Below are 26,448 nucleotides of genomic sequence, written 5' to 3'. Positions count from 1 at the left end.
CGCGCAGCGCGGCGCGCACGCTGGGGGCATGAGGGAAACGATCACGGTAGGCACCGCAGCGGTCTCGGTGGCGGAGCTGGTCGCGGTGGCCCGCGACGGCGCGGCCGTCGAGCTCGGGGACGACGCGCTGGCGGCGATCGAACGGGCGCGCGAGGTCGTCGAACGGCTCGCGGACGCCGACACCCCGGCCTACGGGATCTCCACCGGCTTCGGGGCGCTCGCCACCCGGCACATCGCTCCCGAGATGCGCACCCAGCTGCAGCGCTCGCTGGTGCGCTCGCACGCCGCCGGCTCCGGCCCCGAGGTCGAGGACGAGGTGGTCCGCGGACTGATGCTGCTGCGGCTCTCCACCCTGGCCACCGGGCACACCGGCGTCCGCCCGGCCACGGCCCGGCTGCTGGCCGGCCTGCTCAGCAACCGGATCACCCCGATCGTCCACGAGTACGGCTCCCTGGGCTGCTCCGGCGACCTCGCCCCGCTGGCCCACTGCGCGCTCGCGCTGCTCGGCGAGGGTGAGGTCCGCGACGCCGACGGGCGCCGTCAGCCCGCTGCCGAGGCGCTCGCCGCCGCCGGGCTGGAGCCCGTCGAGCTGGCCGCCAAGGAGGGCCTGGCGCTGATCAACGGCACCGACGGGATGCTGGCCATGCTGACCCTGGCGATCCACGACCTGCAGGCGCTGCTCCGGCTCGCGGACGTCACAGCCGCGATGTCGGTGGAGGCCCAGCTCGGCACCGACCGGGTCTTCGCCGCCGAGCTGCAGGCACTGCGCCCGCACCCCGGCCAGGCGGCCAGCGCCGCCAACCTGGTCCGGCTGCTGGCCGACTCCGGCGTCGTCGCCTCGCACCGCGGCCCCGACTGCAACCGGGTCCAGGACGCCTACTCGCTGCGTTGCTCGCCCCAGGTGCACGGTGCCGCACGCGACACGGTGGCCCACGCCCTCGCCGTCGCCGAGCGCGAGCTGGCCAGCGCGATCGACAACCCGGTGGTGCTCCCGGAGGCCGGCCGGGTCGAGTCCAACGGCAACTTCCACGGCGCCCCCGTCGGCTACGTGCTCGACTTCCTGGCGATCGCGACCGCCGACGTCGCCTCGATCGCGGAGCGGCGCACCGACCGCTTCCTCGACGTCGCCCGTAACCACGGGCTGCCGCCGTTCCTGGCCGACGACCCCGGCGTCGACTCGGGCCTGATGATCGCCCAGTACACGCAGGCCTCGATCGTCAGCGAGCTCAAGCGGCTCGCGGTGCCGGCCTCGGTCGACTCGATCCCCTCCAGCGCCATGCAGGAGGACCACGTCTCGATGGGCTGGTCGGCCGGGCGCAAGCTGCGCCGGGCCGTCGACGGCCTCAGCCGGGTGCTGAGCATCGAGCTGCTGGCAGCCACCCGGGCGCTGCACCTGCGCGCCCCGCTGACGCCGTCACCCGCGTCGGCCGCCGTGCTCGCCCTCCTCGACACCGTGGACGCCGGCCGCCCCGGTCGCGACCGGCACCTCGCCCCCGAGATCGACCGGGTCCATCAGCAGGTCCGCAGTGGCGCCGTGCTGCGTGCCGTCACCGAAGCGATCGGAGAACTGTCATGAGCAACCCCCGCCTGCCGATCCACGCCGCGCACGGCACCGAGCTGACCGCCCGCTCGTGGCAGACCGAGGCCGCGCTGCGCATGCTGCGCAACAACCTGGACCCGGAGGTCGCGGAGCGTCCCGAGGAGCTGGTCGTCTACGGCGGCACCGGCAAGGCCGCCCGCAGCTGGGAGGCCTACGACGCCCTGATCGCCGAGCTCAGCGACCTGGCCGACGACGAGACCCTGCTCGTCCAGTCGGGCAAGCCGGTCGGCGTGGTGCGCACCCACGAGTGGGCGCCGCGGGTGCTGATCGCCAACTCCAACCTGGTCGGCGACTGGGCGAACTGGGAGGAGTTCCGGCGGCTCGAGGAGGCCGGGCTCACGATGTACGGCCAGATGACCGCCGGCTCCTGGATCTACATCGGCACCCAGGGCATCCTGCAGGGCACCTTCGAGACCTTCGCCGCCGTCGCGGACAAGATCTCGGCCTCGCGCCCCGAGGGCGACGGCACCTTGGCCGGCACCATCACCCTGACCGCCGGACTCGGCGGCATGGGCGGTGCCCAGCCGCTCGCGGTGACCATGAACGATGGGGTCGCGATCTGCGTCGAGGTCGACCAGTCCCGGATCGAGCGACGGATCGCGCACCGCTACCTCGACGTGCAGGCCACCTCGCTGGACCATGCCCTCGAGCTCGCGATCGCAGCACGCGACGAGCGCCGACCGCTCTCCATCGGCGTGCTGGGCAACGCCGCCAAGGTGCTGCCCGAGCTGCTGGCGCGCCGCGCCCCGATCGACATCGTCACCGACCAGACCTCGGCCCACGATCCGCTGTCCTACCTGCCGATCGGCGTCGAGTTCGCGGACTGGCGGGCCAGCGCCGCGCGTGACCCGGAGTGGTTCACCGAGCAGGCGCGCGCCTCGATGGCGGCCCACGTCGAGGCGATGGTGGGCTTCGCCGACCGCGGTGCCGAGGTGTTCGACTACGGCAACTCGATCCGCGACGAGGCGCGCAAGGGCGGCTACCAGCGGGCCTTCGACTTCCCGGGCTTCGTGCCCGCCTACATCCGTCCGCTCTTCTGCGAGGGCAAGGGCCCGTTCCGCTGGGTCGCGCTCTCCGGGGATCCGGCCGACATCGCCGCCACCGACGCCGCGGTGCTGGAGCTCTTCCCCGACAACGCGCGGCTGCACAAGTGGATCACCATGGCGCAGGAGCGGGTGGAGTTCCAGGGTCTGCCGGCCCGGATCTGCTGGCTGGGCCTGGGGGAGCGGCACCTGGCCGGGCTGAAGTTCAACGAGATGGTGCGCGACGGCGTGCTCAAGGCGCCGATCGTGATCGGCCGCGACCACCTCGACTGCGGCTCGGTGGCCTCGCCCTACCGGGAGACCGAGGCGATGGCCGACGGCTCGGATGCGATCGCCGACTGGCCGCTGCTCAACGCGCTGGTCAACACCGCCTCCGGTGCCAGCTGGGTCTCGATCCACCATGGCGGTGGCGTCGGGATGGGCCGCTCACTGCACGCGGGTCAGGTCTGCGTCGCCGACGGCACCGAGCTGGCGGCACAGAAGCTGGCGCGAGTGCTCACCAACGATCCCGGGATGGGCGTGCTGCGCCACCGCGACGCCGGCTACCCGACGGCGGACGCGGCGATCCTGCGCGAGCGCTGAGCGGCTGTCGGCGGCCGACGGCGCGGCCTCACGGCTGCGGCGTCAGCGCGTCGTCCACGATCTCCTCGGTGCCGGCGAAGGCGTGCCGCGGGGCCAGCGCGAGGGCGACCGCCGCGAGCAGTGCCGCGATCGAGCAGACCGCCCAGACGGTGAGGTAGCCGGAGAGCGGTGCGGTGGCCTCGTCGCTGCCCTCGATGCCGGGCCCGACCAGCGCGATCGCGAAGATCGCCGAGGCGATCGCGCCCCCGACGGTCTTGGTGGCGTTGGTCATCCCGGTGGCGAAGCCGGTCCGCTCGGGCGGTGCCGCGGCCGCGGCGGCAGCGGGCAGCGCGGCGACCAGGGCGCCGGAGCCGACGCCGGCGATCGCCATGTTGGTCAGCGCCTGGGTGGTCGTGTCGTGGAAGGGTAGCCACAGTGCGTACCCGGCCGCGACCATCAGACAGGCCACCAGCAGCGCGTTGCGCACGCCCCACCAGCGGGTGGTGAGCGGCAGGGTGAAGGCGCCGATCGCCAGCGTGATCACGTAGACGCCGATCAGCGTGCTGACGAAGGCGGCGTCCGCGCCGAGCCCGTAGCCGCGGAGGTCCGGGTCGGCCTGCGCGAAGGTGGAGAGCGGGATCTGCCCGCCGAGCACGGGCACGCCGAAGAGGAAGGCCGTGGTCTGGATCGGCCACTGCCCGGGCCGGGCCAGCAGGCGGACGTCGACCAGCGGCTCGCTCTGGGTGAGCGAGTGCCGGGCGAAGGGCAGGAGCATCAGCAGGCCGAGCACCACCAGCAGCCAGGCGACCACGCTGTCCAGCCCCTGTACCCGGACCACGACCAGGCCGCCCATCACCCCAGCGAGCGCCAGGGTGATCAGCGCGAAGCCGGTCCAGTCGATCCCGCCGACGGCGTCACCCGGGGCGCGCTCGACCCCGGCCCAGATCAGGAACAGGACGGCCGTCACCACGATCGCCGGGATCGCCAGCACCAGGTTCATGTTCCAGGTCTCGACCAGCAGGCCGCTGGCGAGCGCGCCGACGATCACCGCCAGCTCGAGCACGCCGACCAGGACGGCGGCACCGCGCCGGGTCAGCAGCTGCTGGCGGCCGGTGTCGCGGGTGCGCCGGTGGATGATCGCGATCTCCAGGGGGAGCCAGACCACGTAGGCGCCCTGGATCGCCCAACCGATCAGGAAGGTGGTGAAGCTCGGTGCGAAGACCAGGATCCAGGAGCCGATCGCGGTGGCGGCGGTGGCCAGCAACAGGACGGGCTTGTGCCCGATCAGGTCGCCGAGCCGCGCCAGGATCGGCACGCAGAGCGCACTGACGATCAGCTGGGCCGCCTCGAACCAGTTGACGTCGCCCTCGTGGATCGAGAGATGGTCGGCGATCTGTGGGTAGATCGGCGTGTAGTAGCCCTGCAGCACGCCGCTGGCCACCTCGACCGCGGCCAGGAAGCCGACGATGGTCGCCAGACTGCGCACGCCTTGCTGGGCGGCGGATCTGGGCCGTGCCGGGGAGCTCATGCGGGCAGTCCTTCCAGCAGGCGGCGGTACCAGGCGATCCCGTCGAGGAACGCGTCCACGCCGAGATGCTCGTCGTAGGAGTGGATCGCCTCGCGCTGTTGCTTGGTCATCCGGAACGGCGTGAAGCGGTAGACCCGATCGCAGATCTCGGTGAAGAACCGGGAGTCGGTGGCCGCCATCATCACGTACGGGGCGGGAACGGCGTCGGAGAACTGCTCGGTGATCGTGGACTCGATGAGTGAGAAGGCGTCGTCCATCGGCGAGACCGGCGACGGCTCGTTGCGCTCGACGACGGCGATCTCGATCGAGTCGTCGGCGATCGCCTTGCGGATATGGGCGATCGCCTCGTCCACGGTGTCGCCGACCATCACCCGGATGTTGACGCCGGCACTGGCCTGGCCGGCGATCACGTTGAGCGCCGGGGAGCCCGACAGGGTGGTCACCGCGATCGTGGTGCGGACCAGCGCGGCCGCCTCGGGGCCTGCCGCGATCAGGGCGCGAGTGAAGAGCGGACTCAGCCGGGTGCCGTGGCTGAAGAGCGCGCCCAGCGGCGCCGGTGCCTGCGCGCCGATCCGGCGGAACAGCTCCAGGGTCGGCGGCGGCAGGTGCGGGCGCATCGGCGCGGAGTCCAGGCGGGTGATGGCGCGGGCGATCCGTGCGGTCGGTCCGTTGCGCGCCGGCGTGCTGGCATGGCCGCCGCGGCCCTGCGCGGTCAGCTCCAGGGAGGTGACGCCCTTCTCGGTGACGCCGACGACGCCGATCGGTGCGGTGATCCCGGGGAAGGCCTGGTGCGCGATCGCTCCGCCCTCGTCGAGGACGAACCAGGGAGTCACGCCGCGCTTGCGCAGCTCGGCGACGGCGAGCGGTGCGGAGTCGCCGGAGACCTCCTCATCGGCGCCGAAGGAGAGCCAGACGTCCTGGGCCGGGGTGACGCCGTCCGCGAGAAGGCGTTCGACGGCCTCGCAGATGGCGACCAGGGAGCCCTTGTCGTCGAGGGTGCCGCGACCCCAGATCGCGCCGTCGGCGATCTCGGCGCCGAAGGGCGGATGCTGCCAGGTGCCCTCGACCGGCACCACGTCGATGTGGGCCATCAGCACCACCGGGCGTGCCGAGGAGGCGCCGGGCCAGCGGAAGAGCACGGCATGCTCGTGGATGTCGATCCGCTCGAGATGCTGGTGCAGGAGCGGGAAGCAGTCGGCGAGGGCGGTGTGGAAGTCGTCGAACGCTTGGCGGTCGATCCGGGCCGGATCGCGGTGCGAGACCGTCGGGATGCGCACGAGCTCCTGCAGCCGCGCGACGGCGGCGTCGGTGTGGGATGACCCTGACATGGGCCGACCCTACTGCCGCCGCGCGGCTTCGGGGCGTCAGAGCGCGGTCGCGGCGTCCTTCTGGCTGCGCTGGCGGGAGAGCCCGAGGCCGATCGCGACCCGGAGCAGGAGGACGACGCCGGCCACCGCCCCACCGATCAGGATCGCCTGGTGCAGGCCCTCCAGCACCACGTCCCAGACCGCGACGGGCAGCTCGCCACTGTTGTCGGCGACGAGCTCGCGGGCCACGGCCAATCCGGCCCAGAGGGCGGCCAGGCCCAGCAACGAGCCGACGGCGAGCAGGCCGAGCGCGGAGAGCCGGCGACGCGCGGTGACCAGGGTGATCGCGACCAGCAGCAGCCAGGCGACCGGGAGCCAGAAGCCGGCCACGCCGAGCAGCCGCCATGCGCTCTGCGCCTGCTGCAGCTCCTCGGTGCCGGCCACCTCGATGGTCAGGTCGCGGCTGGCCAGGTCGATCCGGCTGGTGAGCCCCTCGCTGGCGAGTGCCGCGGTGAGCTCGTCGGCCAACGGGGCGAGGTCGACCTGCATCTGCGAGCCGGCCACGATCCGGTCGCCGTCCATGATCCGCACCACCTGGCGGTGGGCGACCTCGTTCGCCCTGCTCCACACCGGGGGGAACTGGCTGCTGCCGACCACGCTGGCGACCGCGCGCCGGACGCTGGTGCGCACCGCGGGACGATCCGCCAGCGGCGGACCGATCGCGAGCAGCGTGGCGGCGGTGAGCCGGGTCGCGGCGGCGGTGGTCACGGCCGGGTCGTCGGCCAGCGGGGCGACCGTCTCGACGTACCGGTCGGTGTCCTTGGCGACCGTGTTGAACCAGGTGGCGGCCACGGCGACGGGCAGCACCAGACAGGTGACGAGGGCGAGGAGCCAGGTGGCGGGGCGGGGGATCACAAGGAAAACCTAGGCCAGAGGGGTTTGCCATGCCCAGGTTGCGGGAACCCATGTCCCTGTAGGCCTTCGGGGCCGGTGGCATCTCGGGCGTCACCGGCCGGAAGCGCCCCAGGCGGGCACGGCATGATCAGGGCATGGAGTTTCGTGACGTCGTTCGCCGCCGCCGGATGGTCCGTGCCTACGACCCCCGCCCGATGGAGCCGGCCGTCCTGGATCGGATGCTGGAGCATGCGGTCCGCTCGCCGAGTGCGGGATTCAGCCAGGGTTGGGCTTTCCTGCGCCTCGACACGCCCCACGACGTGGCCCGCTTCTGGCAGGCGACCTCGCCCGACCCGGAGGCCAGCAACCCCTGGCTCGACGGGATGCGCACGGCGCCGGCGGTGATCGTCCCGCTCTCGCACAAGGACGCCTACCTCGACCGCTACGCCGAGCCTGACAAGGGCTGGACCGATCGCGACGAGGCCCGGTGGCCGGTGCCCTACTGGCACTGCGACACCGCTATGGCGTCGCTGCTGATCCTGCTGACCGCGGTCGACGAGGGCGTCGGCGCCTGCTTCTTCGGGGTGCCGCCGACGCGCCACGACGCGTTCCGCGCCGAGTTCTCGGTGCCCGCCGGCTACACCCCGGTCGGCGCGATCACGGTGGGCTACCTGCCCGAGCGCGACGGCGTCCCCGGCTCCTCGAAGCGGCGCTCGCGGCGCAGCGTCGAGGAGGTCGTCCATCGCGGCGACTTCCGCAGCTGAGTCGGGTGCCGGCGACGGCCGATAACGATCGCGTTAAGTCTCAGATCCGAGACCCGGGCCGGGAGCCTCCCGGTTGACCTCGCTGTCGGGGCGGAGTGGACTGTGCCCATGCCGTGGGAGGAGATGTGGAGGGAGCTGGCGCCGGTCGGCCGCTCCGCCGCCACTGGGGGATACCGGCGCGACGCCTTCGGCTCCGCCGAGCGAGAGCTGTCGGCCTGGTTCGTCGAGGCAGCCGTCGAGCGTGGGCTGGAGATCGAGCACGACGCGATCGGCAACGCCGTCGCGTGGTGGCGCCCCGAGGGCTCTGCCGGCCGCGGTGTGCTGACCGGCTCGCACCTCGACTCGGTCCCGGACGGTGGTGCGTTCGACGGTCCGCTGGGCGTGGTCTCGGCCTTCGCCGCCCTCGACCTGATCCGTGCGCGCGGCGCGACTCCCCAACGCCCGTTGGGGATTGCGGCCTTCGTCGAGGAGGAGGGCTCCCGGTTCGGCCTGCCCTGCCTCGGCTCGCGGTGGGCGGTCGGCGCGCTGGCCGAGTCGCACGCCAACGAGCTGCGGGACCGCGCCGGGATCCCGTTGCCGGACGTCCTCGCCGAGCACGGACTGGGGCTGGCACCGTCCCGGCTGCTGGACGACGTCGCCGTCTTCGTGGAGCTGCACGTCGAACAGGGCCGGGTGCTCGCCGAGCTCGACCAGCCGGTCGGCGTGGCCAGCGGGATCTGGCCGCACGGGCGCTACCGCTTCGAGATCACCGGCCAGGCCAACCACGCCGGCACCACGGCGATGGAGGATCGCCACGACCCGATGCTGACGTTCGCGATGACGGCCCTGGCCGCCAACAAGCAGGCGCGGCTGGGCGGGCACCGGGCCACCTTCGGCCGGGTCGACGTCGCACCGGGCAGCACCAACGCGGTGCCGAGCAAGGTCACCGCCTGGCTGGACGCCCGGGCCGCGAACGAGGAGGCACTGGCCGACCTGGTGCTCGCCGTCGAGCGCCAGGGCAGCGAGCGGGCCGGTCGTGACGGCACCGCCCTGACGATGACGCCGGAGTCGGTGAGCCCGCTGGTGCGCTTCGATCCCGACCTCGCCCAGCGGCTCGCCGCCCGCCCCAGCGGACGGTTGCCGATCCTGGCCACCCAGGCCGGCCACGACGCCGGAGTCCTCGCCACCGCAGGCATCCCGACCGCCATGCTCTTCGTGCGCAACCCGACCGGGGTCTCGCACGCTCCCGAGGAGTTCGCCGAGACAGCCGACGCCCTGCTCGGCGTCGAGGCGCTCGCCGATGCGCTGCTCGGCATGGCGGGTGTGCTCCGGTGAGGTTGCTCCTCGAACGCGCCGTGCTCGGGGAGGAGGTCGTCGACGACGTGCTGGTGGAGATCGTCGACGGCCGGTTCAGCAGCGTGACGCCGGGCGCCGACGATCCGACGGCCCAGGTGCTGCCCGGGCTGGCGATGCCGGGCTTCGCCAACGTCCACAGCCATGCCTTCCACCGTGCCCTGCGCGGCCGCACTCAGCGCACCGGCAGCTTCTGGAGCTGGCGCGAGGAGATGTACCGGCTGGCGGAGCGCCTCGACCCGGACCGGCTCCACGACCTTGCGGTGGTCACCTTCACCGAGATGCTCTGCGCCGGGGTGACCTCGGTCGGCGAGTTCCACTACCTGCACCACGGCCCCGGTGGGCGACGCTACGACGACCCCAACGCGATGGGGCGGGCGCTGCTGGCGGCGGCGGCCGAGGTCGGGATCCGGATCACCCTGCTCGACACCTGCTACCTCGCGGCCGGCATCGACCGGCCGCCGGAAGGGGTCCAGGTCCGGTTCAGCGACGGCGACGCCGAGGGCTGGGCACTGCGCGTCGCGGAGCTGCAGAGCACGGACACCGCGCGGGTGGGCGCCGCGATCCACTCGGTGCGCGCGGTGCCCAGGGACCAGCTGCCCACGGTCGCGCTCGCCGCCGGCGACCGACCACTGCACGTCCACCTCAGTGAGCAGGTCGCCGAGAACGACGAGACCCTGGTGGCGTGGGGGCTGACGCCCACCGAGGCGTTGGCTGCGGCCGGCGCACTCGGCCCGGCCACCACCGCCGTGCACGGCACGCACCTGACCAGCGACGACGTCGGCATGCTCGGCCGGGCCCGCGCCTACGTCTGCTTCTGCCCCACCACCGAGCGTGACCTCGGCGACGGGATCGGGCCGAGCTGCGAGCTCGCGGCCGCCGGGGCCAGGCTCACCCTGGGCTCCGACAGCCAGGCCGTGATCGACCTGTTCGAGGAGATGCGCAGTGTCGAGCTCCACGAGCGGTTGGCCACCCAGCGCCGCGGGCTGTGGGAGCCGCCGGCGCTGCTGGCGGCCGCGACCAGCACCGGTCAGGGGAGTCTCGGCTTCGATGATGCAGGACGGATCGCGGTGGGTGCGCGGGCCGACCTGGTGATCATCGACCCGGAGTCGCCGCGCACCGCCGGCGCCGATGCCAGCGTCGCCGGCCTGGTCTTCACCGCCGCATCGCCCGACGTGGTCGCGGTGATGGTCGACGGCCGCTGGCACGACGTCCCGGCACTGCGCGCCGACCTGGGGCCGCGGCTGGAGCGCGCGATCATCAGGGCCTGGGCATGAGCAGCCTGCTGGTCACCGGGATCGCCGAGCTCACCACCTGGGAGCCGGAGCGCCCGCAGCAGACCGACGCCGCCCTGGTGGTGGTCGACGGCAGGGTGGCCTGGCACGGGCCGGCCCGGCAGGCGCCGGCCGCGGACGCCGCGGTCGACGTCGGTGGGGCGGCCGTGATCCCCGGGTTCTGCGACTCCCATGCGCACCTGATGTTCGCCGGTGACCGCAGCGCCGAGTTCGCGGCGCGGATGAGCGGTCAGCCCTATCAGGCCGGCGGGATCCGCTCCACGGTCGCGGCGACCCGGGCCGCCAGTGACGAGCAGCTGGCCGCGAACCTGGCACGGCTGGTCGCCGAGATGCAGGCGCAGGGCACCACCACCGTCGAGGTCAAGAGCGGCTACGGCCTCACCGTCGCCGACGAGGCCCGCGCCCTGGCGATCGCCCGCCAGGTCACCGACGAGACCACCTTCCTCGGCGCGCACGTGGTGCCGGAGGGCAGCGATGCCGATGACTACGTCGCACTGGTCACCGGCCCGATGCTGGCCGCGGCGGCCCCGCATGCGCGCTGGATCGACGTCTTCTGCGAGCGGGGCGCCTTCGACGTCGACCAGGCCCGAACCGTGCTGGCGGCCGGCGCCGCCGCCGGACTGGCCGGGAGGCTGCACGCCAACCAGCTCGGTCACGGGGACGGCGTCCGGCTCGCCTGTGAGCTCGCTCTGGTGGCCGTCGACCACTGCACCTACCTGTCGCCGGCCGACGTGGACGCGCTCGCCGGCTCGGGCACCATCGCGACCCTGTTGCCGGGGGTGGAGTTCTCCACCCGCTCCCCGTGGCCGGATGCGCGCGGGCTGCTGGATGCCGGCGTCCGGGTGGCGCTGGCCACCGACTGCAACCCCGGGTCGAGCTTCACCTCCTCGATGCCGCTGTGCATCGCGCTCGCCGTCCGGGAGATGCGGATGACGCCGACCGAGGCGCTGCGTGCAGCCACCGAGACCGGGGCTGCGGCGCTGGCACGCGACGACGTCGGGCACCTGCGCGTCGGTGCGGTGGCCGACTTCGCGGTGCTCGCGGCGCCCTCCGCGATCCACCTGGCCTACCGGCCCGGAGTGCCGCTGGTCACCGGGACCTGGCGCCGGGGCCGCCCGGTATGAGCGGCGTCACGCCCATCTGAGGCACCCAGCAGCCCTGCCTAAGGCACTCTCCCCATGTGCGGGCCTACCTCAGAGGCGCAGAGTCATCTCATCGACGAAGAACAGATGGGAGAAACGCCATGAGCCACAACGACTACCTGGCCCGCGCCGAGGTCGCCTACCGGGCCGAGCGGGTCCGCAACACCTGGGGCATCTCGCGTCGCAAGCGCAACGAGGAGAGCTACGCGCGGCCGATCAACCGGCCGCTCCCGCTCGAAGGCGAGAACTGAGCCTCGCCGCCACGCAGCCCTCTGCGCCGGATGGACCGATTACCGGCATCATGGGGAGCGTGGCAGCAGCTGGCCCCCAACAGACCCTGGTCGGACGTGATCGCGAGCTCGACGAGCTGAGCTCGATGCTGGCGATCACCCAGCCGGGGTCTGTCGCGCGTCGGGAGTTCCACATCGCGCTGCTGGCCGGCGACGCCGGCGTCGGCAAGACCCGGCTGCTCACCGCCCTGCGCGACCGCGCCTTCGAGCAGGGCTGGCAGGTCGCGGCCGGCCACTGCCTCGACTTCGGTGACAGTGCGCTGCCCTATCTCCCGTTCTCCGAGGTGCTGGGCCGGCTGGCGACCTCGGTGCCCGAGGTGGTCGACCGGATCGGTGCCCTGCACCCCGGCCTGGTGCGGTTGCAGCCGGGCCGGCGGGTGCTGACCGACGACGCCGACGAGCGCGCCAGTGTGGATCGCGCCGAGCTCTTCGAGGCGCTGCACGCGCTCTTCGAGGCAGCTGCCGCCGTCCGCCCGCTGCTGGTGGTGATCGAGGACGCGCACTGGGCCGACTCGTCGACCCGGGACCTGATCAGCTTCTTCTGCTCGCGACCCTTCCACCAGCCGGTGGCGATGGTGGTCAGCTACCGCGGCGAGGACCTGCACCGGCGTCACCCGCTGCGTGCGAAGGTCGCGGCCTGGACCCGGATCGCCGGCGTGGGCCGGATGCAGCTGAACCCGCTGGACGACGCCGCGGTGCGGCAGATGGCCCTGGAGCTGCACCCCGAGCCGATCACCGAGTCGGACCTGGCCGGGATCGTGGATCGGGCCGAGGGCAACGCGTTCTTCGTCGAGGAGCTCGTCGGTGCCGCGAAGGCGGGCGCCGGCCAGGGCGTGCCCGACGACCTGGCGGACCTGCTGCTGGTGCGCCTGGACCGGCTCGACGACCAGGCGCGCCAGGTGGTCCGGGTGATGTCGGTGGCCGGACGGCGGGTCTCCCACGAGCTGCTGGCCGCGGCGAGCGGGCTGGACGCCACCCAGCTCGACCAGGGCCTGCGGGCCGCGGTCGAGTCGCATGTGGTGGTCACCGCGGGCCGGCACGGCTACGCGTTCCGGCACGCGCTGTTGGCGGAGGCGATCTACGACGACCTGCTGCCCGGCGAGCGGGTGCGGCTGCACGCCGCCTACGCCGAGGCGCTGAGCAGTGGCGTCGCACCGGGCACGGCGGCCGAGCTGGCCCGGCACGCGCGGGCCGCGCTCGACCTGCCGACCGCGCTGACCGCCAGCGTGCGGGCCGGCGAGGAGGCGATGGCCGTGGGCGGCCCCGACGAGGCCGCGCACCACTTCGAGCACGCCCTGGAGATCGCCGCCGACCCGCGGCATCGTGCAGAGGTCGACGTCTCGGCGCTGGTGCTGAAGACCGCGGACGCCCTGGTCGACAGCGGCAACCCGACCCGCGCCCAGCACCTGCTCGAGCGGCACCTGCAGCAGCTCGACGATGACGTCGACCCGCTGCTGGCGGCGCAGCTGCACCTGCAGCTCGCCTACTCGGCGCTGCTCACCGACAACGACACCGACTGGCTGGCGCACCTGCGGGCCGGGCAGGCGCTGATCCCCGAGGAGCCCTCGCGGGACCGGGCCAAGCTGCTGGCTCTGACGGCGCGGATCTTCTCCTTCCGGATGCCGAGTGAGGCCCGTGAGGTGGCGACCGAGGCGTTGGCGCTGGCCGAGAGTCACAACCTGCCGAAGACGGCATCGGATGCCACCACGACCCTGGTCGGCCTGGACCGCACGGTCCCGATGGAGCAGCTGGCGGCCGCGCTGGAGGAGAGCGTGGCGCGCGCCGTCGTCACCGGGGCGGTGGGGGCTGAGCTGCGCGCGCTCTTCCTGCTCGGGCGCGGCTATCAGGACCGGGGCCTCTTCGAGGAGGCGGCCGCGGCCTTCACCCGGGCCACGCAACGTGCCCAGGTGCACGGCATCCCGTGGGCGCCGTACGCCTTCGACGCGCGCCTGCAGCACGCGCAGGTCGCCTACCTCAGCGGCGACTGGGACCAGGTGCTGGAGCTCACCGACATGGGTGGACAGTCGCCGCCGCCGGTGGCGGAGGCACTGCTGGTGGGCTGGCAGGCAGCGGTGCTCTCCGCACGCGGCGTGCCGCAGCGCGCCCGGCTCAAGCGGCTGCACCGGTTCTGGCACCAGGAGGGGATGGCCGCGATCGTGGCGGCACCGATCGAGATCACCGAGGCCGGTGACGCCGATGCCCCGGACGAGGCACTGGAGCTGGAGCGTCGGGTGCTGCGGGTGCTGGCACCCAACTGGGGCGAGCTGTTCCAGGCACGGGTCCGGCTGTGCGCGGTGACCGTCGCCGCCGTCGCCGCGACCATGGGGGAGCAGACGGCTGAGCAGCGCGAGCGGTTGCTCGGCGAGGTGGAGCGATTGCACGAGGTGGGGCTGAAGGTCGTGCAGCACCAGGTCGAGTCGGGCGGCTTCTGGGGCCCGGAGGGCAAGGCCTGGGCACAGCGCCTCGAGGCGGAGACCCTGCGCGCTCGTTGGCTGGCCGGCATCGACGCCCCCGACCTGGCGACCCTGCGGCGCACCTGGGAGGAGACGGTCGAGGCGTTCGCACTGCTCCGCCATCCCTTCGAGACCGCGACCAGCAGGGTGCGCACCGCGGAGGTGCTGCGCGCCGCAGGGGACTCGGCTGCGGCCCGGTGCCTGCTCGACGAGGCGCGCGCGGTGGCGCAGAGCCTGGGGGCCGCCGTCCTGCTGGGGCAGATCCGGACGCTCGATCCTTCCGCGGGCCGCGGCGCACGCCCCGCCGGGGAGCGGCAGCGACTGGAGCCGTTGACGCCGCGCGAGCACGAGATCCTGGAGCTGGTGGCGCAGGGGCGCACCAACGGCGAGATCGGCAAGCAGCTGTTCATCAGCACGAAGACCGTGAGCGTGCACGTCTCGAACATCCTCGGCAAGCTGGGCGCCTCGGGTCGTACCGAGGCTGCCGCGGTCGCTCGGCGCGAGGGGCTGCTGCGCTGACACGGGCGCCTGGCGCTGGGGTGCGGCGCCCGTGTGTGGCGCTCGTGTGGCGGGCGGCCACCCGGGCAGCGCGAGCCGCGGCGCGCGCGGCAGACTGAGCGCCGTGGACGAGATCGTGACGCCGGTGGCGCGTGAGTTCCGGTGCTCGCGGGAGGCCGTTGCGGAGCACCTCGCCGGCACCGCGCCCACCGACCATGCGCACCTGCTGGTCGAGTACCGCCGGGGCTGGGGGCGCGACGCCCTCGCCGAGAGCACCTGGCCCGAGGAGGTGCGCCACGAGCTTGCGACCCGGGCCAAGGCTGCCGGCGTGCGGGTGCAGCTGATCCGGCGTCACGAGCAGGCGCATCAGGTGCCGGTCCGGCCCGCCGAGGCGGAGGCCGGGCGGTTCGTGGCGTTCGCGGCGTGGGCACGCGGGGGGTTCCCCGCCCCCGCCCCGAACCCCTCAACTGCTTCTGCCGAGCCCTCGGCCTGGGTGGAGCGCACCACCCTGACCGACCCTGCGGACCTGCTCGACCTCTCCCTGGCGGACCTGGCCGCGGGTCGCTCGCTCGGGTGGTCGCCTCATCACGAGCCGCTGCTGCTGGTCTGCACCAACGGCAAGCGGGACGTGTGCTGTGCCGAGCAGGGACGACCGATCGCTCGGGCCCTGAGCGAGGCCCATCCCGATCGGGCCTGGGAGACCACGCACGTCGGCGGGCACCGCTTCGCCGGCGCGATGCTGGTCCTGCCGGGAGCGCTCTCCTACGGGCGCCTCGACGTGGACTCCGCGCTGCGGGTCGCAGCGGCCTCCGAGCGCCACGAGGTCGTGGTCGAGCACCTCCGAGGGCGTGGCACCTATCCGCCCGCCGTGCAGTACGCCGAGGCGGTCGTGCGCCGTGAGCTCGGTGAGAACCGCGCGCAGGCGCTGCTGCTCAGCACCATCGAGACCGACGGCGCGACCAGCAAGGTCACCTTCCAGCGGGCCGGCAGCGAGATCACCGTCCAGGTGCGGGAGCTGCCCGGACCAGCCGTCCGGGCGAGCTGTCGTGACGCCGTCGCGAAGCCGACGACCACCTTCGAGGTGGTGCACGGGCCACGCTGAGCAGCGCGTGGCTGCTCAGTAGCTGACGTCGATGCCCAGCTCGGCTGCGAGCAGCGGTGCCATCAACTGGAGCTGGTCGCCGCTGATGGTGATCCCGGACAGGTTGCGGATGCCATCGATCGACTCCATGGAGCTGCCGCGGAGGTCGACGTCGGCCAGATCGCTGCGGTGCACCGTCAGCTGCCCGATCTTGCACCCGTCGAGGGCGACGCGCCGTGCCGTCGCCTCGACGAGGTCGAGGTCGGTGATCTGACACTCGGTGAACCGGACGTCGAAGAGGGTCGCGTTGCGCAGGTTCAGGTAGCCGATCTTGCAGCCGACGAAGTGCACTCCACGCCAGTCGACGTCGTAGGCCTCCAGCGAGCCGAGCCGGCCGCTGACCTCGACCTCGCGCCACTGCGAGCGCGCTGCCCGCGCGGCCGGTGCGTCGAGATCGGCCCAGCCGACCTCGGTCAGACGCGCGCCGGACAGATCGAGCGACTCGGCCCGGATCGCGTCCAGGCGGCACATGTCGATCCGGGCGCCGCTCAGGCTGAGCTCGGCGAAGGAGAGCCCCCCGAACTCCTCGCCCTCGAGGTCGGCTCGCGGTCGCAGGTCGTCGACGTCGCCGCCACGCAGGTCGCTCAGGACGAGCGGGGTGATCGCGGGCGGGCGGGGGCGAACGGTGCGGGCCAAGGAGACCTCCGAGGAAGACGATCAGCAGAAGGGCGTAGCCGCCCCAGGCTGTCACGTCGGCTCCTCGAAGTGGAGGGTGAGGTCCTCGAAGAGGTCGCAGAAGTCGGGATAGTCGGTGTGCTCGACCGTGCTCACCACCGTCCAGGCGACGTCCTCGTGGATCCAGGTCCGAGCCTCGGTCATCAGGTCGGAGCCGTCGGTGCGGTGCCAGATCCGCAGATACGACATCGGTCGGCCGTCGACGGGGTAGATCTCCGCCTCCTCGAGCTCAGCCTCGGCGAGCCCCTGCAGGACGCCGGCGATCAGGCTGCCCTGGTAGGTCTCGAGGTCGAGCGCGGTGGGCTCGCGGGTGACCACGGCGCGCGGCCGGTACCCGCTGGCGGGCAGCCACTCGGTGGCCAGCATCAGGTGGATGCGGGGATCCTTGGTCGGCGTCATGCTCGTCCACCGGCGGGGGAGCGTCAGCGTCGGCTCACTGCTCATCGGAGCCACCGGTGAGTCGGTCGCCGGCCCATCCGCCGAGCTGACCGCCGCCGTCGGCGCAGGCGGCCAGGAGCGACGGCGGCAGCTTGGCCCGGGTGCACAGGGCGACGCCCGCCAGCGCGCCGCCGGCACGGAGCCCGTCGGTGGCATCGAGGCCGCCGAGCCGGTCCAGCAGGTCCAGGTCGCGGGCCTCGTCGACCAGGCGCACCAAGGGTGAGAGGTCGCGGAGCTCCTCACCAGGAAGCAGGTCGCGCAGCCTGCCCAGGATCGACTGGCTCGTACCGGGCTCGCTGTGCGCGGGCACGGCGGGCGGGGTGAGCGCCTCCAGGATCGGGCCCACCGCCTCGGTGAAGGCGGCGTGGGCGTGCGCCTCGACCTCACGGGCCCGTGCCGCGATCGCCAACGCATGGTCGAGCGTCGTCTCCGCCCTTCCCTCAGGGAGCACCTGATCGAAGCTCGGCAGCGCGGTGTCCACGTTGTAGCCGCCGCTGCGCGCCACCTTCCGTGCCCGGTCGAGCTCGGAGCGTGCCTCAGCCAGCGCCGAGGCCAGCGCGCTGAGCTGGAGCGCCAACTCCCGGCTCGCACCGCGAAGGCGGTCGCCCGAGGCGAGATGCCGAGTGCAGACGTTGCGCAACAGCTCTCCGGCGCGGCTGTTCCAATCGCCTTCGGACCGGGTCCGGATCGACGCGGTGACCGTGCCGGCGTCGTCCAGCTCGGTGGCCAGGGCGCGCAGTGAGGCGGCGGCCGCGTGGCACCCGTCGGGGTCGCCGTCGAGGATCAGCGAGACGCTCATCGCAGGGCCTGCTCGGCCTGCATCTCGAGGAGCCAACCGGAGCCCTGATCGGCCTGGGGATACCGCTCGAGGCAGAACAGCACCGCCTCGCACAGATCGTCGTACGCGCCACCCAGCGCCGCGCTCTGGACCGCGACCCGGTCGATCGCCTCACGGGCCAGCGCGGTGGAGGTGCCGGCGTCGGGCGTGGGCAGAGTGCTCGCCGCGGCAAGACTCGTGGCAAGGGTGTGCAGCGGCCGTGGATAGCCGGCGACTGCGTCGTGGTCGAACTCGATGTCGCTCATGCGGGCACGCTAGGAGCGGACGTGTGACCTGCCCGCGGAGGCGAGTGGTGCCTGTGGACGACCGCGTGAACAAGTCGCAGCTTGTTGCACGCGGCCGGCCACCGGCAAGCGATGCAGACGTCAGAACGCGGCGCGCACCTGGTCCTCGGTCAGGCCGTAGTCGGCCAGCGAGTACTGGTGCGAGGGCCGCTTGCCGCCCTGGCGCGACTCCGCGTCGATCGCCTCCACGGCCTGGGCGACCTGGCTGCTCCAGTCCAGACCGAACGCCTGGTAGATGCCACGTGTGGTGGCGACCGGGTCGCTCACGAAGTCGCTGTACTCGACGTCCACGAACTGCTCCGCCGGGTAGCTCGCCCGAGCCTCGGCGAACGCTGCGTGCGAGCGCGCCAGCATCTCCAACTGGGTTCGGCCGATGGTCTCGCCGACGAACGTCGTCGACCAGCCCTCCGTGGCCTCGGCCGAGAGGGAGCACGCGGAGGCGATCGAGACCACCGGGTCGCGGTGGGTCTGCACGATCAACGCATCCGGATAGACCTTCATCAACGCGTCCAACGCGATCAGGTGCGAAGGGTTCTTCAACACCCACCGCCTGTCGACGTCGTTGAGGCCGATCAGCTGCAGGTTCGCCTTGTGCCGCTCGTAGGCGGGCGTCCAGTCCTGCCCCGCCAGCCACGCGGAGTAGTTCGGCACATGCGCCAAGCTCTCGAAGCCGATCGACATGCCGGCCTGGCGCAGGATCCGCCAGCACTCCTCGACACTCCCGGCATCCATGTAGTGGATGCCCATGAACTCCGGATTGTCGACGTGGTGCGCCGAGTAGGCGGCGTTGATCCCGGCGAAGACCGGGTTGTCGGCCCACGTCTCGCGCGGCGGGCGCGGTTGCGGGAACTCGGTCAGCCAGACCTCCATGCCCTGATGCCGGACGTCGGCGGTCAGCAACCGGTGCAACGCCGTGGTGCCGGTCCGCGGCAGGCCGACCACGAAGATCGGTCGCTCGATCGGCACCTCGGCGTAGGCCGGGTTGGTCGCGAAGCCGTGCTGGCTCAGCAACCGCCCGACCAGGGCGCTCTTCACCTGCGAGCGCTGCATGTAGTTCCCGACGCCGGTCAGGCCGGCGGTCTCCGCGTTGAGGTCGTCGACGAGGAGCCGCAGCCCCTCCTCGTGCTCGGTGCCGCCGAAGTCGGACAGTCCGGTGGTCCGGACCGCCGCGGCGGCGATGTCATCGAAGCTGCCGACGTCGGCACGCTCGCGAGGCAATGCTCTCTCCTCAGTTGTCGTGGAACTCGCCGCAGTCGACGTTCAGCATGGTGCCGGTGACGGCGGAGGACAGGTCGCTGGCGAAGAAGAGTGCGGCACGGGCGACCTCGTCGGCCGTGGCCAGGCGCTTGAGGTCGGTCGGTGCGGCCTTCTCGGCGTAGACCTCCTCGTGGGTGCGGCCGGACTCGCTGGCGATCCAGTCGAAGTACGCCTTGTTGACGTCCTCGTAGATGTAGGACGGCGCGATCGAGTTGACCCGGATGCCGCGCGGGCCGAGCTCGGTGGCCAACGAGGAGGCGAGGTGCTTGAGCGTGCCCTTGGAGAGCTTGTAGCCCGAGTAGACCGGGTCGGAGTGGTGGACGACGCAGGAGTTCAGCATCACGATCGAGCCCTTGGTCTTGGCGAGCTCGTCGGCGAAGAGGGCCGAGAGGCGCAGCGGAGCGAAGACGTTGGTCTCCTGCGCGGCGCGCAGGGTGTCGAGCTCGAGGGTGCTGATCGGCTCCATCGGCGGGATGCCGAAGGCGTTGTTGATCAGGCAGTCGACCTTGCCGAACTCGGCGACGGCCTTCTCGACGAGCGCAGCACGCTGCTCTTCGTTGGTGATGTCGGTCGGCACGATCAGTGCCCGGCGACCGTAGGACTCGACGACCTCGGCCATCTTCTTGAGCCGCCGCTCGGTGCGGGAGACGAGCACCAGGTCGGCGCCCATCTTCGCGGCCTCCTCGCCGAGGGAGCGCCCGAGGCCGGGGCCGACGCCAGAGAGAACGACAACCTTGTCGGTAAGAAGTGTCATGCCGGTCACAGTAGAACCTGTTCCAGTCGCCGTCGAGAGGTTGTCTCAATTTCGTGTCAAAACTCTGACACTTCTTCCCGAGGGCCCTCGGGCTAGGAGATCATCCGGCGGGCGACGCCGACCTGGCGCGCCTCGATCCGCGCGGCCCAGGCCTCGTCGGTGATCTGGTTCTGCGCGAAGTGCGGCAGGTGGTCGGCGACCTTGTCGAAGGGCACCACCTGGACCCGCGGCCCGTCGTCGGCGGTGAGGTCGCGGGCGACCCGCTGCCAGCGCAGCATGGTGACGCCGAGCGGGTGCTCGGTGGTGTCGAGCCAGTTCGCGATGCCCGGGTTCTGCGCGGCGATCACGTAGCGGATCATCCCGTCGGGGTCGATCTGCGATTGGGCACGGGTCAGCGAGCTCTGCCGGTGCTCGTAATCGGTCGACACGTACCAGCGCGAGCCGATCTGGATCGCCTGGTACGGCGCCGCGTCGCAGGCCGGAACGGTGACGATCATGGCCTGCTCGACGCCGTCGACCGGGCGCAGGTCGTAGTGCCCGATCGAGGAGAACTGGCTGGCCAGGCCGCCGGGGGTGGACGCCGGCACGGTCAGCGTGTTGACCGGCTCCTTGTAGGTGAACCACTGCGGGAAGGCGTACCAGGTCGGGATCCGCCCGGTCAGCAGCTTCGCGGCGACCCCGTAGCGCTTGGCGATCGGCTCCGGCGCGAACGGCGCCCGCGGCACGCCGGCGGTGTCGAGACGCTGGATCCGGATGGTGCCGCGCTCCTCGCTCATCCAGTCGCTGTAGACCTCGCGGATGATCAGCGTGGCGCCCTTCTTCAGCCCCAGCTCGGGGCCGAAGGTCCAGCTGAACGAGCCGTCCTCGGCGACGTCGAGGCTGCGGTCGTCGAAGGCCGCGACGCTGGTGGGTGCCCCCTCGGCGGTGTACCCGCCGTCCATGATCTGGAAGGAGAGGTCCGCGGTGGTGCCGCGGACCCCGCTCACCTCGTAGCTGGCGCCCTCGGTGAGATAGGCGTTGAAGTAGATGGCGTCTGGGTTGTCCAGCCCCTGGCGCGAGTACTGATGCGTCGGGTTGATCAGCACCGGGTGCTCGAGGTCGTAGTCGAACGCCATCTGGATGGCCGAGCGGATGCTCCCAGCGAGGTACTCGTGACCCTCCGCCAGCTCCGCAGGGGTGACCTCGAACGGCGGGTTGTTGATCAGCCGGTCGGCCTCGCGGACGGCGTCCGCGAAGGCCTGGGCGCCGCTCGAGAGGAGCGACGCCGCGGCCAGGGTCTCGGGAGACTGCTGCACCTGCTCGGCCATCTGAATCAGTTGGCCTTGGCGATGACGCCGTTGGCGAAGCGCTCCAGAGCAGCCACCTTCACGTCGAGCGGCTCCGGGTCCTGGCCCTTGATGTAGGGCACCCGGAAGCCGACGATGCAGTCGGTGACGCCCTTGTCCTCGAGGCGCTTGATGCCGTCGACGCTGTAGGCGTCGGTGGAGATCACGTGCACCTGGAAGTCGTCGCGGGTGTCGCCCTCCTCCTTGCGGATCTCGGTGAGGCGGGTCAGCAGGCGGTCCAGCTCCTCGGCGTCGCCGCCGGCGTGCATCCAGCCGTCGCCCTTGCGGACGGCGCGGCGCAGCGCGGCGTCGCTGTGGCCGCCGACCAGCAGCGGGATCGGCTCGGTCGGAGCCGGGGTCTGCTTCATCTCGGCGATGTCGTAGAAGTCGCCCTTGTACTCGAAGAACTCACCGGTGGTCAGGCCGCGGAAGATGTCGATGCACTCGTCCATCCGCTTGCCGCGCTTCTCCCACGGCACGCCCAATGCCACGAAGTCCTCGGGCCACGGGGAGAGGCCGACGCCCATGGTGAGCCGGTTGTTGGACAGGAACGCGACCGAGGAGGCCTGCTTGGCGATCAGCACCGGCGGGCGGACCGGCAGCTTGAGCACGAACGGGGTCAGTCGCAGGGTCTTGGTGACCGCGAAGACGTGGGCGCAGAAGATCATCGTCTCGATGAACTCCTTGTCCTCGAGGAACTCGCGGTCACCGGTGTCGGTGTACGGGTACCGGGAGTCGGACTCCTTCGGGTAGATCAGGGAGTCGGCAACGGTCATCGAGGTGTACCCGGCGGCCTCAGCTGCCTGGGCAAGCGGAGCGTAGAGCTCGGCACGGGTCATCGCTTCGGCGTAGGTGAATCGCATGGAGGCAGGCTAGAACGTGTTCCAGATCTCTGGAAGGGTGTATCCCGCCCGTTGGCACACCAGCAGCAAGGAGCCCCGATGGAGATGAACGAGGTCGCCGACCGGATGGCGATCACCGACGTGATCACGCGCTACACGCGCGCGGTGGACACCCGCAGCTATCAGGCGCTTCATGATGACGTCTTCACCGAGGACGCCGTGCTCGACTACTCGGTGGTCGGCGGGCCGGTCGGCCCACCGGTCGAAGTGGTGCCGTGGATCGAGAAGGGGATGGCCGGCTTCGACCGGTTCCAGCACATGATCGGCCAGGTCGCGATCACCTTCGAGGGTCCGGACACAGCAGAGGTGACCGCCTACTTCACCAACCCGATGGTCTCGCGTGCCCCCGACGGCACCGAGAGGCTCTGGGAGGTCGGCGGCTACTACCACCACACGATGGTGCGCACCGCTGACGGCTGGCGCTCCGCGCGCCTGGTCGACGACATGGTCTGGACGCGCGGGTTCTAGCCGCCCGGGCCCCGTCGCCGTGTCGCCGGGCCCGGCTGCCGGGGCGCCCGGTCGCCGTCGCCGGGACGGCGAGGTCGCCGGAGAAGCGGTCGGATGCGGACTCCTTTGCAAGAATGGGGCCTGTTCTGTCCGCCTGCCGTCTGGGGAGCGTCACGAAGTGTCCGACAACGAGGAGAACCCGGTCGCCAACGGGCTGGTAGCCCTGGCCACGGTGGCCGTCGTGGTCGGCATCCTGGGCGGTCTGGGCGCCGTGGTCGCCACCAAGGTGGTCGGCCTGGGCGACGCCAGCGAGGCGGCCGCCGACTCCACCGGACAGGGCGGCGGAGCCTCCCTGATCATGCCGGACCCGGTGCCCACCAAGGAGGTCTCCGGACCTCTGGTGACGCTCGCGCCCTCGGAGACCGACCCGGGCGAGACGACCGCGACCGAGTCCGACGAGCCCAGCGAGGAGCCGAGCGAGACCGAGAAGGAGAAGGCCGAGAAGGAGATCACCCTCAGTCAGGGTGCCTTCGAGGTCGCGCCGGGTGAGAAGCTCTACCTGTCGGGCATCTACCCCGGCGGCGAGGGCACCGTCCTCGACGTCGAATACCGCATCGACGGCGGCGCCTGGACCGGCTTCCCGGTCGACGTCGGCGTCTCGAACGAGACCTTCTCCACCTACGTGGAGACCTACAAGACCGGCTCCATCGAGTGGCGCGTGGTCGACAAGGCGAGCAAGAAGGTCTCCAACGCCGTCAAGGTGCGCCACGGCTGAGGCCGCTCGCCTCCCGTCGTGCCGCACCGCCCGCTAACCTCGGGGCATGGCGAGCGACGAGGGCGCATACCGGCAACCGAGCATCGACGTAGCGGGCCTGAGTGCCCTGCTCGACGGGCGCTATCGCGACGTGCGGCAGTTGGTGCGCACGAACCTCGCGCAGCACCACGAGCTGCTGCTCGACGCCGAGACGATGGGACGCGACGAGTTCCGCGACCGGGTCCGGGACGTGGTCGTCGAGATCGCGGCCACCGGGCAGACCGCGCTCGGGCTGCCCACCGAATTCGGCGGCGGTGGTGACGTCGGCGCCTCGGTGGCGGCGTTCGAGACGATGGCGTTCGGCGACCTGTCGACCCTGGTGAAGATCGGGGTCCAGTTCGGCCTCTTCGGTGGCGCGATCCAGCAGCTCGGCACCGAGACCCACCACAAGACCTACCTGCCCGGTGCCGCCGACGGCAGCCTGATGGGCTGCTTCGCGATGACGGAGTCGGGGCACGGGTCGAACGTGCAGGCGCTCGGCACCACCGCCACCTACGACCCGGCCACCGAGGAGTTCGTGATCCGCACGCCAGACGAGGCGTCGCGCAAGGACTACATCGGCAACGCGGCCCGGCACGCCCAGCTCGCGGTGGTCTTCGCGCAGCTGGTGATCGGCGAGGAGAGCCACGGGGTGCACGCGTTCGTGGTGCCGATCCGCGACGGCGAGCAGGTGCTGCCGGGCGTCCGGGTGGCCGACTGCGGCCTCAAGATGGGGCTCAACGGCGTCGACAACGGACGGCTCTGGTTCGACGACGTCCGGGTGCCGCGCACCGCGCTGCTCAACCGGTTCGCCGACGTCGCCGCCGACGGCACCTACTCCTCGCCCATCGAGAGCGTGAACAAGCGCTTCTTCACGATGCTGGGCACCCTGGTCCTGGGCCGGGTCTCGGTCGGCGGCGCGGGCGTCAACGCCGCCAAGGTCGCCCTGACCATCGCCGTCGACTACGCCAACCGGCGCCGCCAGTTCGCCAGCTCCGACGACCAGCCCGAGTCGCTGCTCCTCGACTACGGCCAGCACCAGCGCCGCCTGCTGCCGCTGCTGGCGCGCACCTACGCGCTGCACGCCGCGCAGGAGGTGCTGGTCGATCGGCTCAGCGCGGTCTTCGACGGCGACGGCACCGACGAGGAGGCCCGCCGGGCGCTCGAGTCGCGCGCCGCCGGCACCAAGGCGCTCGGCACCTGGCACGCCACCCGCACCATCCAGGAGTGCCGCGAGGCATGTGGCGGCGCGGGGTACATCGCCAAGAACCGGTTCGCCGCGCTGAAGGCGGACACCGACGTCTTCACCACCTTCGAGGGCGACAACACGGTGCTCATCCAGCTGGTCGCCAAGGGCCTGCTGACCGGCTACTCCTCGGAGTTCTCCGACCTCGACCAGCTCGGGATGGTGCGGTTCGTGGCCTCGATGGCGGTCGACTCGGTGATCGAGCGCACCAGCGTCCACAAGCTCTTCGAGCGGGTCAAGGACCTGCTTCCCGGCGGCGACGAGTGGTCGCAGGAGGCGGGCCTGCTCGACCCGAACTACCAGCAGGCGATGCTCCGGTTCCGCGAGGAGCACCTGGTCAGTGGCGTCGCGCGCCGGCTCAAGAGCGGCGTGGACGACGGGATGGAGCCGGGCGAGGTCTTCTCCCGGGTGCAGGACCACGTGATCGCCACCGGGCGCGCCCACGTTGAGCGGCTGGTGCTGGACGCCTTCATCGAGAAGGTCGCCGCGCTGCCGGACGGCGACAACAAGGTGGCGCTCGGGCTGCTGGTGGACCTGCACGCACTCTCGGTGATCGAGGAGGACCGGGCCTGGTTCATGGAGCACGGCCGGCTGACCGCCCAGCGCTCCAAGGCGATCACCGCCGAGATCAACGACCTGTGCCGCAAGCTCCGGCCGTTGGCCGGCGATCTGGTCGCCGCCTTCGCGGTGCCCGAGGAGGTGCTGCGCGCCGAGGAGCTGCGCAGCTGGTGAGCCGCTCCGCTCGCGGCGCCGGCGTCATGCGCTTGGTGGCGCCGGAGGCGCGAAACGCATGACGTCCTGAACGAGAGCGCTCAGGACGTCATGCGAATGGCATCGGGTGCCCGGGGCTACGTCCGGGCGGAGTCGGGGAGGACTCAGTGGCCCTCGGCCTTGAAGCGCTCGATGGAGGCCTCGATCTCTGCTTCGGCGGCGGCGCGGCCGACCCACTGGGAGCCCTCCTCGACGGACTTGCCGGGCTCGAGGTCCTTGTAGGTCTCGAAGAAGTGCTGGATCTGCAGGCGCTCGAACTTCGGCACGTCGTCGATGTCCTGCAGGTGGTCGAAGCGCGGGTCGCCTGCGGGCACGCAGAGGATCTTGTCGTCGCCGCCGGCCTCGTCGACCATCTTGAAGACGCCGACCGCGCGGGCCTTGACGATGCAGCCGGGGAAGGTCGGCTCGGGGAGGATGACCAGCGCGTCGAGCGGGTCGCCGTCCAGGCCGAGGGTGTTCTCGATGTAGCCGTAGTCCTCGGGGTAGGCCATGGAGGTGTAGAGGTAACGGTCGAGGTGGATCCGGCCCGTTACGTGGTCAACCTCGTACTTGTTCCGCGAGCCCTTGGGGATCTCCACCAAGACGTCGAACTCGAGCACTCTCATCCTCCACAGCTACTCCGGCGGCACGTGCGCCGGACACGACATATCCAGGCCCCCGTGATGGGGCCGCCGTCCATCTTCGCGCACAATGGGGCCGAATATGCATTCAGCGAAGGAGTTCGGGTGGGCAAAGGTGACGCACGCCACAGCTCGCGACTCCTGCTGTGGGCGCCGATCGGCCTGGTCCTGTGCCTGCTCGGCGCCGGATTCGCGGCCTTCGAGTACGACCTCGGCGAACGGTGGGGGATCGCCGAGACGGCGCCGTCGT

The 26,448-nt window shown here is 71.8% G+C and carries 24 protein-coding genes; 12 read left to right on the top strand and 12 right to left on the bottom strand.

Going from position 1 to position 26,448, the window contains the following annotated elements:
* Window positions 1-28: 28 nt before the first annotated feature.
* Both hutH and ABD151_RS08635 read left to right on the top strand, forming a co-directional pair.
* Window positions 29-1,576: a histidine ammonia-lyase gene (gene hutH, locus ABD151_RS08640; RefSeq protein ID WP_343993328.1), complete on the top strand. Its 1,548-nt coding sequence runs from the start codon at window positions 29-31 to the stop codon at window positions 1,574-1,576.
* Window positions 1,573-3,225, top strand: coding sequence for a urocanate hydratase (locus tag ABD151_RS08635; protein ID WP_343993326.1), 1,653 nt, complete (start codon window positions 1,573-1,575; stop codon window positions 3,223-3,225). Before hutH ends, ABD151_RS08635 begins: the two co-directional genes overlap by 4 nt.
* Window positions 3,226-3,253: 28 nt before the next feature.
* Here the strand turns inward: ABD151_RS08635 and ABD151_RS08630 are convergent, their stop codons facing one another.
* Genes ABD151_RS08630 through ABD151_RS08620 form a run of 3 tightly spaced genes read right to left on the bottom strand, consistent with a single transcriptional unit; the run spans window position 3,254 to window position 6,954 of the window.
* The gene (locus ABD151_RS08630; protein WP_343993324.1) at window positions 3,254-4,732 is read right to left on the bottom strand and encodes an MFS transporter; all 1,479 of its coding nucleotides are present in this window, start codon (window positions 4,730-4,732) and stop codon (window positions 3,254-3,256) included.
* Window positions 4,729-6,060 carry a M20/M25/M40 family metallo-hydrolase gene (locus ABD151_RS08625; RefSeq protein WP_343993322.1) on the bottom strand — a complete coding sequence of 444 codons (1,332 nt, stop codon included), beginning with the start codon at window positions 6,058-6,060 and terminating at the stop codon, window positions 4,729-4,731. The genes ABD151_RS08630 and ABD151_RS08625 overlap by 4 nt, the downstream gene beginning before the upstream one ends.
* Window positions 6,061-6,096: 36 nt before the next feature.
* Window positions 6,097-6,954, bottom strand: coding sequence for a hypothetical protein (locus ABD151_RS08620; protein WP_343993320.1), 858 nt, complete (start codon window positions 6,952-6,954; stop codon window positions 6,097-6,099).
* Window positions 6,955-7,088: 134 nt separating this feature from the next.
* Between ABD151_RS08620 and ABD151_RS08615 the strand changes: the two genes are divergently transcribed.
* The 7 genes from ABD151_RS08615 (at window position 7,089) to ABD151_RS08585 (ending at window position 15,809) form a co-directional block, all read left to right on the top strand.
* Window positions 7,089-7,697, top strand: coding sequence for a nitroreductase family protein (locus ABD151_RS08615; RefSeq protein ID WP_343993318.1), 609 nt, complete (start codon window positions 7,089-7,091; stop codon window positions 7,695-7,697).
* A 108-nt stretch (window positions 7,698-7,805) separates the two neighbouring features.
* A complete protein-coding gene (locus tag ABD151_RS08610) occupies window positions 7,806-9,011 on the top strand; it encodes an allantoate amidohydrolase (RefSeq protein ID WP_343993316.1) in 1,206 nt (401 codons plus the stop codon).
* Window positions 9,008-10,306 (top strand): formimidoylglutamate deiminase, encoded by a 1,299-nt coding sequence (locus tag ABD151_RS08605; protein WP_343993314.1) that lies wholly within the window; start codon window positions 9,008-9,010, stop codon window positions 10,304-10,306. Before ABD151_RS08610 ends, ABD151_RS08605 begins: the two co-directional genes overlap by 4 nt.
* Window positions 10,303-11,448 carry an imidazolonepropionase gene (gene hutI, locus ABD151_RS08600; RefSeq protein WP_343993312.1) on the top strand — a complete coding sequence of 382 codons (1,146 nt, stop codon included), beginning with the start codon at window positions 10,303-10,305 and terminating at the stop codon, window positions 11,446-11,448. Before ABD151_RS08605 ends, hutI begins: the two co-directional genes overlap by 4 nt.
* 119 nt (window positions 11,449-11,567) lie before the next feature.
* On the top strand, window positions 11,568-11,717 hold the full coding sequence (locus ABD151_RS08595) for a hypothetical protein (protein WP_343993310.1): 150 nt from the start codon (window positions 11,568-11,570) through the stop codon (window positions 11,715-11,717).
* 59 nt (window positions 11,718-11,776) lie between these two features.
* The gene (locus ABD151_RS08590) at window positions 11,777-14,728 is read left to right on the top strand and encodes a helix-turn-helix transcriptional regulator (protein ID WP_343993308.1); all 2,952 of its coding nucleotides are present in this window, start codon (window positions 11,777-11,779) and stop codon (window positions 14,726-14,728) included.
* A gap of 103 nt (window positions 14,729-14,831) precedes the next feature.
* Window positions 14,832-15,809 (top strand): ferredoxin family protein, encoded by a 978-nt coding sequence (locus tag ABD151_RS08585; protein WP_343993306.1) that lies wholly within the window; start codon window positions 14,832-14,834, stop codon window positions 15,807-15,809.
* A 15-nt stretch (window positions 15,810-15,824) separates the two neighbouring features.
* On the opposite strand, the gene ABD151_RS08580 is transcribed toward ABD151_RS08585, so the two are convergent.
* From ABD151_RS08580 to ABD151_RS08545, 8 genes are all read right to left on the bottom strand, one after another.
* Window positions 15,825-16,484 (bottom strand): pentapeptide repeat-containing protein, encoded by a 660-nt coding sequence (locus ABD151_RS08580; protein WP_343993304.1) that lies wholly within the window; start codon window positions 16,482-16,484, stop codon window positions 15,825-15,827.
* 51 nt (window positions 16,485-16,535) lie between these two features.
* Window positions 16,536-16,967: a hypothetical protein gene (locus ABD151_RS08575; protein WP_343993302.1), complete on the bottom strand. Its 432-nt coding sequence runs from the start codon at window positions 16,965-16,967 to the stop codon at window positions 16,536-16,538.
* On the bottom strand, window positions 16,957-17,760 hold the full coding sequence (locus ABD151_RS08570; protein WP_343993300.1) for a hypothetical protein: 804 nt from the start codon (window positions 17,758-17,760) through the stop codon (window positions 16,957-16,959). Before ABD151_RS08570 ends, ABD151_RS08575 begins: the two co-directional genes overlap by 11 nt.
* Window positions 17,757-18,044, bottom strand: a complete 288-nt coding sequence (locus ABD151_RS08565; RefSeq protein ID WP_343993298.1) for a hypothetical protein — start codon at window positions 18,042-18,044, stop codon at window positions 17,757-17,759. Before ABD151_RS08565 ends, ABD151_RS08570 begins: the two co-directional genes overlap by 4 nt.
* A 120-nt stretch (window positions 18,045-18,164) precedes the next feature.
* Window positions 18,165-19,301: a sulfotransferase family protein gene (locus tag ABD151_RS08560; protein ID WP_343993296.1), complete on the bottom strand. Its 1,137-nt coding sequence runs from the start codon at window positions 19,299-19,301 to the stop codon at window positions 18,165-18,167.
* Window positions 19,302-19,311: 10 nt separating this feature from the next.
* Window positions 19,312-20,094, bottom strand: a complete 783-nt coding sequence (locus ABD151_RS08555; protein ID WP_343993294.1) for an SDR family oxidoreductase — start codon at window positions 20,092-20,094, stop codon at window positions 19,312-19,314.
* A gap of 92 nt (window positions 20,095-20,186) precedes the next feature.
* Window positions 20,187-21,401, bottom strand: coding sequence for a hypothetical protein (locus tag ABD151_RS08550; protein ID WP_343993292.1), 1,215 nt, complete (start codon window positions 21,399-21,401; stop codon window positions 20,187-20,189).
* A 5-nt stretch (window positions 21,402-21,406) separates the two neighbouring features.
* Window positions 21,407-22,282 carry a TIGR03619 family F420-dependent LLM class oxidoreductase gene (locus ABD151_RS08545; protein WP_343993290.1) on the bottom strand — a complete coding sequence of 292 codons (876 nt, stop codon included), beginning with the start codon at window positions 22,280-22,282 and terminating at the stop codon, window positions 21,407-21,409.
* A gap of 78 nt (window positions 22,283-22,360) precedes the next feature.
* Between ABD151_RS08545 and ABD151_RS08540 the strand changes: the two genes are divergently transcribed.
* The 3 genes from ABD151_RS08540 (at window position 22,361) to ABD151_RS08530 (ending at window position 25,539) form a co-directional block, all read left to right on the top strand.
* Window positions 22,361-22,789 carry a nuclear transport factor 2 family protein gene (locus ABD151_RS08540; protein ID WP_343993288.1) on the top strand — a complete coding sequence of 143 codons (429 nt, stop codon included), beginning with the start codon at window positions 22,361-22,363 and terminating at the stop codon, window positions 22,787-22,789.
* 157 nt (window positions 22,790-22,946) lie between these two features.
* Complete coding sequence (locus ABD151_RS08535) at window positions 22,947-23,543, top strand: hypothetical protein (protein ID WP_343993286.1); 597 nt, start codon at window positions 22,947-22,949, stop codon at window positions 23,541-23,543.
* A gap of 46 nt (window positions 23,544-23,589) precedes the next feature.
* Window positions 23,590-25,539 (top strand): acyl-CoA dehydrogenase family protein, encoded by a 1,950-nt coding sequence (locus ABD151_RS08530; protein WP_343993284.1) that lies wholly within the window; start codon window positions 23,590-23,592, stop codon window positions 25,537-25,539.
* 143 nt (window positions 25,540-25,682) lie between these two features.
* Here the strand turns inward: ABD151_RS08530 and ABD151_RS08525 are convergent, their stop codons facing one another.
* Window positions 25,683-26,183: an inorganic diphosphatase gene (locus ABD151_RS08525; protein WP_343993282.1), complete on the bottom strand. Its 501-nt coding sequence runs from the start codon at window positions 26,181-26,183 to the stop codon at window positions 25,683-25,685.
* Between the last annotated feature and the right edge of the window lie 265 nt (window positions 26,184-26,448).

The organism is Nocardioides dubius, from assembly GCF_039528155.1.
GTDB lineage: Bacteria > Actinomycetota > Actinomycetes > Propionibacteriales > Nocardioidaceae > Nocardioides > Nocardioides dubius.
The sequence above is the reverse complement of the archived record's forward strand: the minus strand, read 5'-3'. Positions and strand labels throughout refer to the sequence as shown.